This is a genomic window from Anaerosolibacter sp., assembly GCF_029240175.1.
Lineage (GTDB): Bacteria > Bacillota > Clostridia > Peptostreptococcales > Thermotaleaceae > Anaerosolibacter.
In genome coordinates, this window is sequence record NZ_JARBTM010000005.1 from 302,817 (window position 1) to 318,436 (window position 15,620).

Consider the following 15,620-nt stretch of genomic DNA (forward strand, 5'->3'; position numbering starts at 1 on the left):
TATACAATTGTTACAATATCTTAATAAATTTACAAAAATGCTGAATTTGAGAAGAATAGAGGAGATCATATGAAAGATATACTGGTGCTGAGGGAATTGGACCAAATAAAGGCGATTTCTCATCCGTATCGTTTAGAGATTATTGAGTGCTTTGAGGAAGAGCAGCCTGCTACAGCAAAGCAAATCGCGGATCGTATGGGAGAGCCCCATGCAAAAATCAATTATCATATTAAAACCCTTCAAAAAGTTGGTATTCTTGAGTTGATTGATGAAAAGGTAAAGTCGGGAATTATCGAAAAATACTATCGTCCAGCAGCGAAAACTTTTGTAATCGATCGAAGTATTATGAATACTAGTGAGAAGAGTGTAGTAGAATCAATTAATCAAGCTTCTATTTCAATATTTGAAAACATTAGCAATGATTTTTATCGGGCCATAGAAAATGCCAATGATTTAGATTATGCCCAAAAAATGCTCCATTATAATGATTATTATTTGACGATTGAAGAAACGGAGGAGCTTCAAAATATATTAAAAACTACCCTAGAGAGTTATATCAAAGATAAAAGAGATAAGTCTCGGGAAGGTACAAAGGCATATTCCATTTCAACATTGGCAATTCCAAGGGTGAAAAAAAAGAAATAAGGTAATACTAATAAAAGACTTATGTGGCTTCTACATAAGTCTTTACAATTTTCTATAAACACAGTATCAAAATATTATTCTATAAGAGCAGGGGGTTGATCTATGCTGATATTGGCCATCAGTATTCTGATCATTGGATTTATTGGTGCTATTGTTCCTGGAATACCAGGAATTGGCCTGATGTTTTTGACTACTTTATTCTATGGATTTGTTTCCCAGTTTGAAAAAATAAGTATAGGTTGGATAGCAGTCTTTGGGTTGTTAACCCTGATATCCTTTGTGTTGGACTACTTATCCAGTATAATGGCTGCAAGAAAGTTTGGTGCAACAAAATTTGGGATTATTGGAGGCGTTCTAGGTGCAGTAATAGGTACTCTGATACTTAATCTACCTGGATTGTTTCTCGGACAATTTTCTGGGATGCTCATAGGGGAGATTTATGGAGGAAAAGCATTGAAGGCATCGGTAAAAGCTGGCTTTGGTGGTATGATAGGTTACATACTAGGCATGAGCATGAACATATCTATTGCGTTTTTTATATTGGCTACTTTTTTGTTTAAAACACTGGGTTAAAGAAACTTGGGAGGTGGTATGATGTTAAATATTGGTGCCCACTTAACAATATCGAAAGGATATGAAAAAGCTGCGAAAGAAGCCATATCCATTGGTGCGAATACATTTCAATTTTTTACAAGAAATCCTAGGGGTGCAAGGGCAAAGACATTGGATTTAGAGGATATTCAGAAACTGGATAAAATCAGTAAGGACCATGGATTTGCCTCACTCCTTGCCCATGCACCCTATACCTATAATTTAGCTTCAGGAGAGGAAGACACCTGGAGTCTTGGGAAAAAGCTGCTCAGGGATGATCTAGACCGGCTACAGCATATGGAGAGCTGTAATTATATTGTATTTCATCCTGGAAGTCATGTGAAAAGGGGTATTATATTTGGAATTGATCGTATTGCTCAAGGCTTGAATGACATACTTACAGGTGAAGAGAATACAATGCTTTTGTTGGAAGGAATGGCAGGTAAGGGCACTGAAATAGGAAGTCGGTTTGAGGAGCTAAGATTAATTATAGACCAAGTGAATCAGCGTGATCTTGTAGGTGTTTGTTTAGACACATGCCATTTATATAGCGCAGGGTACGATATCGTAAATCTGTTGGATGATGTGCTGGAGGAGTTTGACAAGAAAATCGGCTTAAACAAACTGAAAGCTATCCATCTCAATGACAGCATGATGCCTTTTGCCAGCCATAAAGACCGTCATGCAAAAATTGGAGAAGGTACTATAGGCTTGAAGGCCATTACTACACTTATCAAACATCCTGCTATAAAGAGTTTGCCGTTTTTTTTAGAAACACCCAATGAAGTTGAAGGATACAGGGATGAAATCAAATTGCTGAGAAGTGAATTGAATAAAGAATCATTAGAAGAATAAGGAATTCCTTATTCTTTTTTTGTAACTTGCAGCAATAAAAGAATGACAGCATGCATTATCGTAAAAAATAATAACAAATAGGTGATCAGCAATATATGCGTAAAGAATAACAACGAAGGAGTGGGTCTGATGAACGGATATATTGCGAGTATATTGGCAGGTGCCTGTACTGGTATAGGCGCATTGCCTTTGGTTTTTGTAAAAAGAATATCAAAAAAATTTGAAGACCTCATCTTGGGATTTGCAGCAGGCATTATGTTATTTGCAGCATCTTTTAGCCTTCTTTTACCTGCTTTAGAGCTAGGAGGGATTAAACAGGTGATTGGGGGACTATTGTGTGGCGCCATCATCTTGGGAGTTATTGAGAAAGTAACCCCAAACATTAATATGGGTCAGGTGAGGGGCACAGATTTCAATAACAAAGCCCTGAGGAAAACAATCATGATGACAGCAGCCATCGCCATTCACAATATTCCTGAGGGATTTGCCATCGGTGTAGGATATGCATCAGGAGAGGCAAACATGGGTTTAGTATTGGCAATGGCTATAGGCATTCAAAATGTTCCTGAAGGGTTGGTGGTAGCTGCACCTCTCATTGAGAAAGGTTATTCTAAATATAAGGCCATAGGATTTGCCTTTTTTGCAGGAATTGGTGAACCCATTGCAGCTACCATGGGAATCTTAGCAGGTAGATTTATTCAACCTTTTATGCCTTTTACTCTGGCTATGGCAGCAGGTGCAATGTACTATGTTGTATCCCATGAGTTAATCCCAGAGAGTCACTGTCATGGCAATCAGATGTGTGCTACCTTTGGTGTAATTGCAGGCTTTATAGGTATGCTCCTAATTGAGTATAAAATCAAAGGGTTTTAGGCGGATCATTAGGTTCAATCGTGTACTGAATGTTGTATCGACTGCTTTCATACAATTCAATTTCAATCCGTGGATGATCTTTATCGATATAATCAAATAAAAGAACGGGTTTTAACTGCTTGTCATTTAGGATGACACCGCTTTTCTCAATACCATCACAAATACTTTTTGGATAGTTATGGATATCTCCCATTTGACGATTAGGAAAAAACAGCTTAATGATTGTAATCACGCTGCCTTCGAGAGGTGATCCATGGTACTGTTGATTGATGTGGCCAGCAATAGTATTTTCATAAGCAATATATTTACTATGTTTACCTTGTCTGGGCATCCAAAACTGGCCATGAATGTTTTGCAGCTTGAAGTTAGACTTACTGATTGGTTTTCCTGGTACAATTATTTTAATCATTTTCACACCTCCAGAAATATTTTAGCATACCCAGGACATATAATAAAATGATTCATTATTTCCTTCGGTTATAAAAAGTTTAAACAAAGGAGAGAATGAATAAAAAGAGACACAGGGTGTGATGAGATGCTGGATAAAATTATAGGTGTACTAAAAAATATTTTAATTGCTGTTTTTGTGGCAATCATAATCGAAGAATTTATTTTTGGATTCACTGTGGTACAAGGAGAATCCATGGCGCCAACTGTAAATAATCAAGATAAATTATTTGTAAATAAGATCGGATACTTACTTCATAAACCCAAGATTGGGGATATTGTTATATTTCATCCCCCTATAGAAAATAGACAAAAGGAATATTTTATTAAGAGAGTTATTGCCATGGAAAATGATGAGTTTATGATTCAGGATGGGAAAGTATTTATTAACGGCAAAAAAATTATCGAAGATTATATCATGAATGAACCATACATCGACAGAACTGCTGATATAAGCCAAGGAAAAGTGCCAAAAGGTATGATGTTTGTCATGGGAGACAATAGAAATGACAGCAATGACAGTCGTTACTTTGGGTTTGTACCAATTAAGAATATAGAGGGCAAAGCAAATTTGCGACTGTGGCCATTTGATGAGGTCAAGGCCTTTACCGTTGATTATGAAAAGGATTGAGGAGGACTCAATCCTTTTTATATGATGCATTTATGATATAATGGAAAGAAGATTTTTTCTGGTCAGGGGTGATGTTGGTCATGTTAGAAGATGAAATTAGGCGTTATGGGAAAAGTATTGGGATTGATTTAATTGGTTTTACTACAGCAGCGCCGTTTTTAAGAATTGGAGAGGTGCAGCAGCAAAGACTAGAAATGAACTGTCTTTCAGGTTTTGAAGAGCAGGATATTGAAAAACGTGTGAATCCGCTGCTAACCATGGAAAAAGCAAAGTCTATTATTGCAATTGGCATTGGGTATTATCATAAGGATGAGTGTTCGGTAGAGGAAACTCATGGGGAAATAGCACGGACAGCTTGGGGAAGAGATTATCATCATGTTTTGATGGACAAGCTTTTACGGCTTATGGAGTACATCAAAAAAAATGTAGGGGAATTTGAATACAAAGCATTCGTAGATACTGGACCCTTATCAGATCGTGAAGTTGCTTACCGGGCTGGACTTGGCTGGTTTGGAAAGAATAATATGTTTATTGCAGAGGATTATGGTTCTTGGGTTTTTCTAGGCTATGCATTGACCAATCTTTCACTAATGCCTGATCAACCTGTAACAGAAAGCTGTTTACAATGCAATCTTTGTATTGAGGCATGTCCTGGCAGAGCCTTGAAAGATGGTTATAACATGAATGCTAGGAAATGTATATCATATGTAACCCAAACCAAAGAAGAAATCGATGAAGAGGCTAGAGGCAAGATGAAAAATTTTATCTATGGTTGTGATGTCTGTCAGAATGTTTGTCCCCATAATAAACATATTGTCCATAAGATAGAAGGTGATTTTATACCAGAAGGAAATATCCATCGGCCATCCATAAGAAAATTGATTCAAATGTCTAATAAAGAATTTAAAGTGCTTTATAAAAATACTGCAGCGGGGTGGAGGGGGAAAAATAATCTGAGGAGAAATGCAATCATAGCAGCAGGAAATACGAAAGACCCAGGATTGCTGCTCTATCTCGCAGAAGTATTGAAGGATGAAAGCGTGATGATCAGGAAATATGCAGTATGGGCCATTCATAAAATAGGGGGAGAAGGTAAAACTACACTTCGGAAGCATTTATTGCTAGAAAAGGATCAGGAAATTATAAACGAGATCACAAAATGTTTAGAGGGTGACTAAATGCGTATTGCTGTTTTATCTGATACCCATCTGAGAAATCATAAGTTAGATTTGCCTCAAATTGTGGTGGAAACCTTAAAGAATATGGATGGAATTATTCATTGTGGAGATATGAAAGAAGAAGGCTTGTTAGATTTGTTAGAAGCCTATGGGCCGGTATACGCCGTCCATGGCAATGGAGACAATGAAGCATTGAGATCTAAATTGAAGGAGAGGCTAGTGATCCATCTAGGGGATTATAAGATTGGAATTGTTCACGGACATGGAGAAAAGGGCAAGACATCAGATAGAGCCTTAGAAGCCTTTGAAGATATGGAAGTAGATATTATGCTTTTTGGTCACAGTCATCAACCGCTTCTTCAGACAAAAAAGGGTATTTTGATGATCAATCCCGGATCGCAAACTGCAAAAAGGCGAGAAAAGAAGCATTCTATGGTCATCTTAAATCTGGGGCAGAATCTACATTGTGAATTTATTTTCTTTTAGAAATACTGTATTTGAAATTGGTAGTTATTTCAAGTTTCATTAAAAAGGTTGGGATATTATAATATAAATAAGCCTGGGTGAGGGCCCATACCCAGACTTATTTCGCAAATTATTGAGATAGAAAGAGTGAAAACATGAGAATCATTAAGCGCCTGTTATCGAAGTTTATTATTAAGAAAGACATGCCGAATAAGAATCTACCCTCCCATCTGCTGTTGTCCAATACAATTAATACCACCGTCCATAATAGATCCCGTCGGTTTAACCTTAAGTTCTAAACTTAAGGTTTTTTCTTTTTTGACGAATTGTGTTCCTGTGAAATGGATAGATTTTATCCTTTGATAAAAATATGGGAGAGATGGACGAGGAAGGCGAATAGAATGGATTAAAGAGTGCTTATGAATAAGGACAGGATAGGAGGAATATTTAATGGCAGAATATAAAGAACTTCCATATACAAAGCTCAAAAGATTTTGCAACCCAGATCAATTTGCCTTCAGAACAACGGAAGATCTCATTTTTAACGATAATATAATCGGTCAAGACAGGGCGGTTAGAGCCATGGAGTTTGGGCTTAGGGTAAAAAGTTCACAATACAATATATTTGTCACAGGATTAAAGGGTACTGGGAAGACCAGCTATGCCCAGCGCATTGTATCGGAAAGAGCAAAGGATGAAAATGTGCCTGACGACTGGTGTTATGTATATAATTTTGATAATCCAGGTGTACCGCTGGCTTTGAATGTGCCCCCTGGGATGGGGAAGATCTTAGTAGAAGATATGGATATTCTTGTTCAGGACCTCCTAACAGAAATTCCCAAAGCTTTTCATGGAGAAGATTATGAAAAAAGAAAAGCTGAGATTGTTAAGAAGTATCAGGATGAAAGGAATCAGTTGATCGAAGAATTGACGGAATATAGTAAAGAACAGGGCTTTAAAATCAAGAATACAAGTACTGGATTTGCTTTAGCCCCCTTAATCAATGGAGAGGTGATCAGTGATGGCGAATACAGTGATCTGGATGAAGAACAGAGAATAGAAATTGAAACCAAAGCGGAAGATATTCAGGACCGGGCAGTGGAAATTTTAAGGAAGATTAAAGAAATGGAAAGACAGGCGAAGAAAAAGATCATAGATTTAGATAATACCCTGGGATTATATGTGGTAGAACCTTTGATGGATGAATTGTTTGATAAATATAAAGAACATACCAAGGTTATCGAATATATAAAAAATGTACAAAATGATGTAATTGAACAGATTTATGACTTTGATTTATCTGAAGAGGAACAGGATGAATTGGTTGTAAAAAAGGCAGAGAACAATTTTGTGAAAAAGTATAAAGTGAATTTATTTATCGATAACAGCAATACTACTGGTGCACCAATCGTCATGGAATGTAATCCTAATTATAATAATTTAGTAGGCAGAATAGAGTATGAAAATGAGCAGGGTTCATTAAAGACTGATTTTACCATGATTAAGCCCGGTGCTATTCATAGGGCCAATGGAGGATATCTGATTCTTCAGGCAAATCAAGTCCTCACAAATGCACAGTCATGGGATTTATTAAAACGAACCATTGAAACAGGCCAGATTAGCATCGAAAACCTGCGAATGCAGCTAGGCATTGTGGAGGTCACGACCTTAAAACCAGAACCGATACCCGTAGATATCAAGGTCATTTTGATTGGAAATCCATATTTATATCAGCTTTTATACAACCATGATGAGGATTTTGAGAAGCTTTTTAAGGTAAAGGTCGATTTTGATTCTGTAATGAACACCAACCGTGAGAATGAACAGAAAATCGCTAACTTTATCAGTGATTATTGTGATCGAAAAGAATTAAAGCATTTGGATCGAGAAGCCGTTGCAAAGGTAGTAGAATACAGCCATAAGATTGCAGGGAGTCAGAAAAAACTATCTACACGATTTAACAAGATTATTGAGCTGCTGATTGAAGCCGATGTGTGGGCTGACATTGACAAAAGTGAGTTGGTTCGTAAAGAACATATTGATAAAGCTTATGAGGAGAAACAGTACCGAAACAATCGCATGGAAGAGAAACTAGATGAAATGTACGAAACCGGTAAAATTATTATTGATCTCAAAGGGAAAAAGATTGGAAGGATCAATGGCCTTTCCGTGATCGATGTGGGAGATCATTCCTTTGGTAAACCATCAGTAATTACTGTAACCACATATGCAGGAAATAGAGGCGTTGTCAATATCGAAAGAGAAGTGAAGATGAGTGGGAAAATTCATGATAAGGGCGTGTTGATATTAGAGGGATACTTAAGCGAAAAGTTTGGTCAGGAATATCCAGTTACATTGACTGCCAAAATTTGCTTTGAACAATCCTATAGTGGTGTGGATGGAGATAGTGCATCTAGTACCGAACTATATGGACTTTTGTCGAGTTTGAGTGACATACCTTTGAAACAGCATATTGCAGTAACGGGGTCGGTAAACCAGAAGGGGGAAATTCAACCGGTTGGAGGTGTGACGGAGAAAATAGAAGGTTTTTTTAGTTTGTGTAGATACTTCGGATTGACTGGTGATCAAGGTGTGATCATACCCCATCAAAATGTTGATGATTTGGTTTTAAAAGATGAAATCGTTGAGGCTGTGAGAGATGGAAAGTTTCATATATATCCTGTAGCAATGGTAGAGGAGGGCATAGAGATCCTAACAGATCAATCCTTCCCCAAAATATCGGAAGCTGTAATAGAGAAACTATATAAGTTCACAGCTATTGTGAAGAAAGATGATGATTCAGAGAGCAGAAAAGGTTTTAGAGGCAGAACCTCCAAGGGTAAATAATAACTCTCAGAGCAGTTCACTTACGAACTGCTCTATTTGTTTACAAAAATAAATATTCTGTCATAAAAAAAGGAGGAATTTTATAGGGATATGTGGTATAGTAATGGTATATGGCGGACAATTATCACGAAACATGGTGTTTTGGCGGACAATTGTACTCAATAATCGCACAGTAAATTTAAAATATTCTGTTTATAATAAAAGAGGAGGGTATATATGGAAGGAAATATGAAAGTAGTGATTAAGGAAGAGCCAGGAGTAGGTGCAGTGATTGGAACGAAGGAAATACCTAAGGTAGGTCCTAATGATATTTTGGTAAAAGTAATGGCTACATCGATTTGTGGTACGGACTATCATATCTATAGCTGGGATGCATGGTCTCAAAAAAGAATAAAGACACCTCGAATCATGGGACATGAATTCGCAGGAGAAGTTGTCGAGATTGGAAAAAACGTTACCAGAGTGAAGTTAGGAGATATTGTGTCTGCTGAAACCCATGTGGTATGCGGAAAGTGTGAATTATGTGTAACAGGGAAAGCCCATATCTGTAAGGATACAAAGATCCTTGGCGTAGATACAGATGGTTCCTTTGCAGAGTATATAGCAATACCTGAGGAGAACGCATGGATCAATGACCCATCTATTCCACCAGAGTATTTATGTGTACAAGAACCACTTGGAAACGCAGTGCATACAGTGATGTCAGGTGAAATCATTGGAAAAAGCATTGCTGTGGTAGGCTGTGGTCCGATAGGTATCATGGCTGTAGCTGTGGCAAAGGCTGTAAGCGCTTCAAAGGTCATTGCCATTGAAGTAAATGAATACAGATTGGAGCTTGCAAAAAAGCTAGGTGCAGATGTGGTTATCAATCCTATGAAAGAGGATGTAGTAAAGAGAGTTTTAGAGGAGACGGATGGTATGGGTGTTGACGTAGTTGCGGAAATGTCAGGAAATGCTGCAGCAATTCAACAGGCATTTGAATACATTAAACTGGGCGGCAGAATGTCTATGTTGGGTATTCCCACAAAGAATGTTGAGATCGATATTGCAAGTTTAGTATTCAAGGGAATACAAATCCATGGAATTACTGGTAGAAAAATGTATGATACTTGGTATCAGGTAAAGGGTTTGCTTGCGTCTGGCAACTTAAATATTGATACGATTATTACCCATAAACTGTCCTTAGATGAATATGAAAAAGGTATGGAATTAATGAAGAGCGGGGACTGTGGAAAAGTAGTATTATTCCCTAATATGAATAAATAGATTAAAACATGATAAAATTAAGATAGATAAAACCGGAAAAAATTAAATGTGATCTGGGAGGTATTAGATTATGTCCAATATCCATGAGCTGCCTTTTTTAAAGGAAAAGATTGAAGAGCTAAAAAGCCAAGGAGTTTATAGAAAACTACCAATTCTTGAAGGACCAAATGAAGCAGAAGTGATTTTGAACGGAAAGAAAGTAATTAACTTATCCTCTAATAACTATTTAGGATTTGCAAATCATCCAAGAATGAAAAGAGCTGCCATTGAAGCTGTTGAAAAATATGGGGTAGGGGCAGGAGCCGTTAGAACGATCATCGGTAATATGGATATCCACGAGGAAATGGAAGCGCTATTGGCTAAATTTAAACGAGAAGAGGCAGTAATGTCCTTCCAATCTGGATTTAACTGTAACGCTGGTGCTATCCAGGCAATCACTGAGGCTGGCGACCTGATTATCTCTGATGAATTAAACCATGCCAGTATTATTGATGGCGCTAGATTAAGCAAGGCGAGCAAAACGGTCTATAAGCATAATGATATGGATAATTTAGAAAAAGTACTAAAAGAAAATCGAGATAAGTATAGAAATCTTTTGATTATCACTGATGGTGTATTTAGTATGGATGGAGACATTGCAGATCTTCCAAATATCGCAACCTTGGCTGAAAAATATAACGCCATGACCTATGTGGATGATGCCCATGGTTCAGGTGTGTTAGGAGAAAGCGGTAGAGGTACAGTGGACCACTTCCACCTTCATGGAAGAATCGACTTTAGCATAGGAACCCTATCAAAAGCCATTGGTGTAATTGGTGGTTATGTGGCAGGAAGTCAGACTGCCCAAGACTGGCTAAACCATAGGGGAAGACCAATATTATTTAGTACTGCGCTTCCGCCAGCAGCTGTAGGTGCAATCATGGAAGCTATTAAAATGCTGATGGAAACTACAGAGTATACAGATCGCCTATGGAGCAATGCGAAGTACTTTAAAGAAAAGCTGGGTAAACTGGGCTTCAACACAGGGAACAGCGAAACACCAATTACTCCTGTAATCATCGGCGATGAAGCCAAGACTATGGAATTTTCAAAGAAGCTGTTCGACAACGGTGTATTTGTATCAGGCATTGTATTCCCTACGGTTCCAAAGGGTACTGGAAGAGTCCGTTGTATGGTAACAGCTGCCCATACAGAAGAACAACTAGACAGAGCAGTGGCTGCCTTCGAAAAGGTAGGCAAAGAAATGGGATTAATCTAGAAATTTCTAGAGAATGAACGATTAAGGAAGTTGAATGCTCAACGTATGTTGAGCATTCAACTTGTTTTTTTGATTGGCAGACTTCTTTCTTCATACCACGTAGTATTCAGTAATTGCATATTTCATGGCACGCTGAACATTCTTCATTTCTAAAGAAAAATTTACAAATAATTTATGTTTGGCTAATTGACTGGCGGATTCAATGGATATATAATGGTAGAATACTGACCAGTCAGTCAGGTTATAATGGTAAAAAATAACTATTATTCAAGAGAATAATGCTTTTATGGAGGGAAAAAAATGAGAAAGAAAACCGTATCAGTCATCCTTGCAGTATTTCTACTAATGAGTATCCTGGCGGGGTGTGGTGCCAAAAACGCTCCTGAAGCCAATGCTCCAGAAGAAGAAAAGTATACACCAGTAGAGATAGCTACGGTAGAACAAAAAACCATATTCAATGAAACCACATTCAGCGGCAAAATTTTCGCTGACAAAGAGGTGTTTGTTGTTCCAAAAACACCAGGAAAAGTAACAGCTATGAATGTAGCCGTTGGATCTGTTGTGAGAAAAGGCACACTATTGTTTCAATTGGATCATGAGGATGTACAAAAACAGGTAGACTTAACGAAGAAGAGTATAGACTTGGCCCAAGCGAACTATGAACTTTCAAAAGAAAAAATTGATAATGCCAAGGTGACCTTAGAGAGAACAAGGGCTTTGTATGAACAAGGCGCAATTCCAAAGAGTCAGCTTGAACAAGCGGAGCTAGCAGCCTCAGATAAATCACTACAGACGATTCAAGTTCAGATAGAACAGGCCCAGCTTCAGCACAGCCAAGCAGTGGATAGCCTTCAGAATTTAACGGTTACTGCACCTGTGGATGGGATTGTTTCCGCTGTAGCCGTTGAAGTGGGTGAAATGGCCAGTTCAGCCCAACCATCTGTAACGATTGTGAATATGGATAGGGTGTATGCAGAGATCAACGTAACGGAAAATGTTATCAATGCTCTTACTGTAGGAAAAGAAGTGATCGTAGATATTCCTTCTGCATCCAGTGAAAGTTTAATCGGTAAAATTGACAAAATTAGTCCTGTTTCCGATGTAAAAACACAATTATACCCTATAAGAATATATATAGAAAATCAAAATCATCTTGTAAAGCCTGGTATGTTTGCAAAGGTAAAGCTGGCAACCAACGCCCGTGAAAATGTTATTGCTGTAAGAACAGAAGCCATTGCCAGTGAAAACAATAAAAATATCGTTTATATCGTCGAAGATGACCGGGCTGTAGCAAAAGAAATAAATATAGGCTTAGACACAGGCTTGGAAACAGAAGTAATCAGTGGATTAAAGCCAGGAGATAAAGTAATCATTAAAGGACAGGATTATGTAGAAGATGGATCAAAAGTTAAGGTTGTGAGAGGTGAACAATAATGAATTTATCTAGCTTATCGGTTAAAAGACCTGTCACAGTCATCATGTTTACCCTTATGGTGGTAATCTTTGGCTTTGTGTCATTGTCTAAACTACCGATTGACTTATACCCTAATATTGAAGTTCCAGTAGCCATCGTGTCAACTTCTTATTCTGGTGTAGGACCTCAAGAAATGGAAGAATTAATTACAAAACCTTTGGAACAATCTGTAGGTACGGTAAGTAATATCAAACAAATCAGTTCCATATCCAACGAAGGAAGCTCAATTATTATTGCAGAGTTTAATTCTGGAACGGATATGGAATTTGCAGCCTTGGAAATGAGGGAGAAGGTTGACTTGGTTAAGAGTTTTCTTCCCGATGGCGCAAATGAGCCCATGGTTATGCGGATCGATCCCAATGCCATGGCCATCATGCAGGTTTCCATCTCCAACGGGGAAGAACTAGCGAAGCTTCAAACTGTTGCTGAAGATACCATTAAGCCGAGATTGGAAAGACTATCCGGTGTTGCCTCTGTAGATGTCTCTGGGGGATATACAAATCAAATTGAAGTAGCCGTAAATCAGGAAAAATTAAAAGGATATGGCTTAAGTTTGGATCAGTTATCTCAGGTACTGCGGGCTGAAAACCTAAATATGCCTGGGGGAGAGGTAAAAAAAGGAGTTCAAAAACTAACGGTAAGAACCTTGGGTGAATTCCAAACGGTAGAGGAAATTCAGTCCCTGCCTATCTCACTACCTACGGGTGGAACCATTTATCTTCATGATATTGCCGATGTAAAGATGAAGCATAAGGATGTAACATCCATCACGAGAACCAACGGAAATCGAAGCATCAATATTTCTCTACAAAAGCAATCAGGTACCAATACGGTGCAGGTAGCGGACCGAATTATAGATGAAATTGAAAAGCTGCGTCAAGATTTTCCAAACTTAAAAATTGATATCGTTTTAGATCAGTCGGAATTTATCAAGCAATCTATAGATAATGTACAAAGTAGTGCCATGGTAGGGGCAGGATTGGCCATTGCGATTCTTTACCTATTCCTAAGAAACATAAGAACCACCTTTATTATCGGTGTTTCTATTCCTGTTTCTGTTATCGCAACCTTCATCCTGGTCTACTTTAATGGGATCACGATTAACATGCTTACTTTGGGTGGGTTAGCCCTAGGCGTAGGTATGCTGGTGGATAACTCCATCGTTGTTTTGGAGAATATTTACCGTTTTAGACAGGATGGATATTCACGGATAGATGCAGCTGTGGAAGGAGCGAAGGAAGTGGGGATGGCGGTACTGGCTTCTACCTTAACAACGGTGGCAGTTTTCCTGCCTATCGTTTTCGTAGAAGGGGTTACATCTATCATATTCAAAGAATTTGCCTTGACAGTTACCATGTCCTTGGCAGCTTCCCTCGTGGTATCCCTTACCCTAGTACCGATGCTTTCATCCAAGATGTTAAAGATTGATGATATGCAGGGAAAAGCCCATCATGGACGGTTTAAGTTTTTTGACTTTCTCTATGATAGCTTTGATAAGATGTTTGACAACATTGAAAAGTTGTATAAAAGAATTTTAGGGTGGGCACTAAAGCACCGAAAGTCCACAGTGCTCGTGGCTCTCCTTGTATTTGTTGTGGGAATGAGTTCTATTGCCTTGGTAGGGGCAGAGTTTTTCCCGAAAACCGATGAAGGAACGTTCTCGGTAAGCATTTCCTTGCCACCAGGGATGGAATTAAACCAGACAGATGAGATCATTACAGAAATTGAAGGAATTTTAGAAAAAATTGAAGAGGTAGAAACCATCTATTCTAATATTGGATCTACTGGAGGAATGAGTTTCAGAAACAGTGGAACCAATAGGGGGAGCGTATCTGTTGTTCTTAAAAATATGGCTGAAAGGGAGCGCAGTACAGAGCAAATCGCTGATGAAGTCCGTAATCAAATAAAAGATATTCCTGGAGCAGAAATTCAGGTAGAGGTTACTTCTAGTAATATGATGGGCGGTGGAGGATCTCCTATTTCTATCAAGGTTAAAGGCGATGACCTAGACACATTAAAACAAATCGGAGAAGATTTTAAGGACATTGTGGAATCAGTGGAAGGCACCCGTGAAGTAGAGAGTAATTTAGAAGAAGGAATACCTGAAATACAGGTAAAAGTCAATAGAAGCAATGCATCCCAATATGGGCTGACTGCTGCCCAAATCACATCGGCAGTTAAAGGAACCATTTCCGGGCAAACTGCCACCAGGTATAAGTTAGATGGGGATGAAATTGATATCGTTGTAAAAGGTGATCCGATTTATCAGGAAAGTATTGCTAACCTTGGTCAGGTAACGATACAGACACCTGTAGGAATTAGTATCCCATTAAATCAGGTGGCAGATATCACCACGGAAAGAGGTCCTGTGACCATCAACAGAGAGGGTCAGGTAAGGGTTGTGACAGTATCCAGCCAGATTCTTGGAAGAGACTTAAAAGGTGTTAGTACAGACATTGAGAAAAAGCTTGCTCAATATGATATGCCTGATGGATATACCTATGATATAGGTGGCGAAAATGAGGAAATGATGAATGCATTTAGTGATTTATTCCTAGCGTTACTCCTAGCTGTCGTATTGGTATATATGATTCTTGCTTCCCAGTTCGAATCTTTACTCCATCCTTTTACCATCATGATGTCTGTGCCATTGGCATTTGCAGGCGGTATGCTAGGACTATTGGTAACGGGAAGATCCTTGAATGTAACAGGATTTATCGGCTTAATCATGCTGGCGGGTATCGTTGTTAATAATGCCATCGTACTGGTAGACTATATCAATACAAGAAGGTCCAAGGGAGAAGAACGAAATGAGGCCATTGTTAACGCAGGGCCAATACGTCTCCGACCAATCCTTATGACTACGCTGACAACTGTACTCGGATTGGTACCATTGGCGTTAGGAATAGGTGAGGGAGCTGAGATGCAGACGTCTATGGCCACGGTCGTTATTGCGGGATTGAGTCTTTCAACGTTGTTAACATTGGTGTTTATCCCGGTATTGTATACCATCTTTGATGACTTCAGCCGTTCCATAAAGAAAAGATTGTTTGGTAAGAAGATTGCGAAGGCCTAAGGGGGAAGGTAGTG

Annotated in this window: 13 protein-coding genes; 12 read left to right on the top strand and 1 reads right to left on the bottom strand. The window is 38.5% G+C overall.

What is annotated here, in order from left to right; all coding sequences use genetic code 11:
- Nucleotides 1-69: 69 nt before the first annotated feature.
- The 4 genes from K0R93_RS05625 to K0R93_RS05640 all read left to right on the top strand — a co-directional run bounded on the left by K0R93_RS05625 (nucleotide 70) and on the right by K0R93_RS05640 (nucleotide 2,964).
- Nucleotides 70-645 (top strand): winged helix-turn-helix domain-containing protein, encoded by a 576-nt coding sequence (locus K0R93_RS05625; RefSeq protein ID WP_300298771.1) that lies wholly within the window; start codon nucleotides 70-72, stop codon nucleotides 643-645.
- Between the two features lie 102 nt (nucleotides 646-747).
- Nucleotides 748-1,218, top strand: a complete 471-nt coding sequence (locus K0R93_RS05630) for a DUF456 domain-containing protein (RefSeq protein ID WP_300298774.1) — start codon at nucleotides 748-750, stop codon at nucleotides 1,216-1,218.
- A 21-nt stretch (nucleotides 1,219-1,239) separates the two neighbouring features.
- Entirely contained in the window at nucleotides 1,240-2,091 is an 852-nt protein-coding gene (locus K0R93_RS05635) for a deoxyribonuclease IV (RefSeq protein WP_300298777.1), read from the top strand.
- 129 nt (nucleotides 2,092-2,220) lie between these two features.
- The gene (locus K0R93_RS05640; RefSeq protein WP_300298779.1) at nucleotides 2,221-2,964 is read left to right on the top strand and encodes a ZIP family metal transporter; all 744 of its coding nucleotides are present in this window, start codon (nucleotides 2,221-2,223) and stop codon (nucleotides 2,962-2,964) included.
- On the opposite strand, the gene K0R93_RS05645 is transcribed toward K0R93_RS05640, so the two are convergent.
- On the bottom strand, nucleotides 2,951-3,373 hold the full coding sequence (locus K0R93_RS05645) for a RusA family crossover junction endodeoxyribonuclease (protein ID WP_300298782.1): 423 nt from the start codon (nucleotides 3,371-3,373) through the stop codon (nucleotides 2,951-2,953). The genes K0R93_RS05640 and K0R93_RS05645 overlap by 14 nt on opposite strands.
- Nucleotides 3,374-3,499: 126 nt before the next feature.
- On the opposite strand from K0R93_RS05645, the gene lepB reads away from it, so the two are divergent.
- The 8 genes from lepB to K0R93_RS05685 all read left to right on the top strand — a co-directional run bounded on the left by lepB (nucleotide 3,500) and on the right by K0R93_RS05685 (nucleotide 15,606).
- On the top strand, nucleotides 3,500-4,042 hold the full coding sequence (gene lepB / locus K0R93_RS05650; RefSeq protein ID WP_300298785.1) for a signal peptidase I: 543 nt from the start codon (nucleotides 3,500-3,502) through the stop codon (nucleotides 4,040-4,042).
- Between the two features lie 80 nt (nucleotides 4,043-4,122).
- The gene (queG, locus tag K0R93_RS05655; protein WP_300298788.1) at nucleotides 4,123-5,220 is read left to right on the top strand and encodes a tRNA epoxyqueuosine(34) reductase QueG; all 1,098 of its coding nucleotides are present in this window, start codon (nucleotides 4,123-4,125) and stop codon (nucleotides 5,218-5,220) included.
- Nucleotides 5,221-5,706 (top strand): metallophosphoesterase family protein, encoded by a 486-nt coding sequence (locus K0R93_RS05660; protein ID WP_300298790.1) that lies wholly within the window; start codon nucleotides 5,221-5,223, stop codon nucleotides 5,704-5,706.
- 429 nt (nucleotides 5,707-6,135) lie between these two features.
- Nucleotides 6,136-8,532 carry a Lon protease family protein gene (locus K0R93_RS05665; RefSeq protein ID WP_300298793.1) on the top strand — a complete coding sequence of 799 codons (2,397 nt, stop codon included), beginning with the start codon at nucleotides 6,136-6,138 and terminating at the stop codon, nucleotides 8,530-8,532.
- A gap of 216 nt (nucleotides 8,533-8,748) precedes the next feature.
- The gene (gene tdh / locus K0R93_RS05670; protein ID WP_300298796.1) at nucleotides 8,749-9,798 is read left to right on the top strand and encodes an L-threonine 3-dehydrogenase; all 1,050 of its coding nucleotides are present in this window, start codon (nucleotides 8,749-8,751) and stop codon (nucleotides 9,796-9,798) included.
- Between the two features lie 70 nt (nucleotides 9,799-9,868).
- Nucleotides 9,869-11,056 (top strand): glycine C-acetyltransferase, encoded by a 1,188-nt coding sequence (locus K0R93_RS05675; protein ID WP_300298799.1) that lies wholly within the window; start codon nucleotides 9,869-9,871, stop codon nucleotides 11,054-11,056.
- A 300-nt stretch (nucleotides 11,057-11,356) separates the two neighbouring features.
- Nucleotides 11,357-12,490 (top strand): efflux RND transporter periplasmic adaptor subunit, encoded by a 1,134-nt coding sequence (locus K0R93_RS05680; protein WP_300298801.1) that lies wholly within the window; start codon nucleotides 11,357-11,359, stop codon nucleotides 12,488-12,490.
- The gene (locus K0R93_RS05685) at nucleotides 12,490-15,606 is read left to right on the top strand and encodes an efflux RND transporter permease subunit (RefSeq protein WP_300298804.1); all 3,117 of its coding nucleotides are present in this window, start codon (nucleotides 12,490-12,492) and stop codon (nucleotides 15,604-15,606) included. The genes K0R93_RS05680 and K0R93_RS05685 overlap by 1 nt, the downstream gene beginning before the upstream one ends.
- The last annotated feature ends 14 nt before the right edge of the window (nucleotides 15,607-15,620 follow it).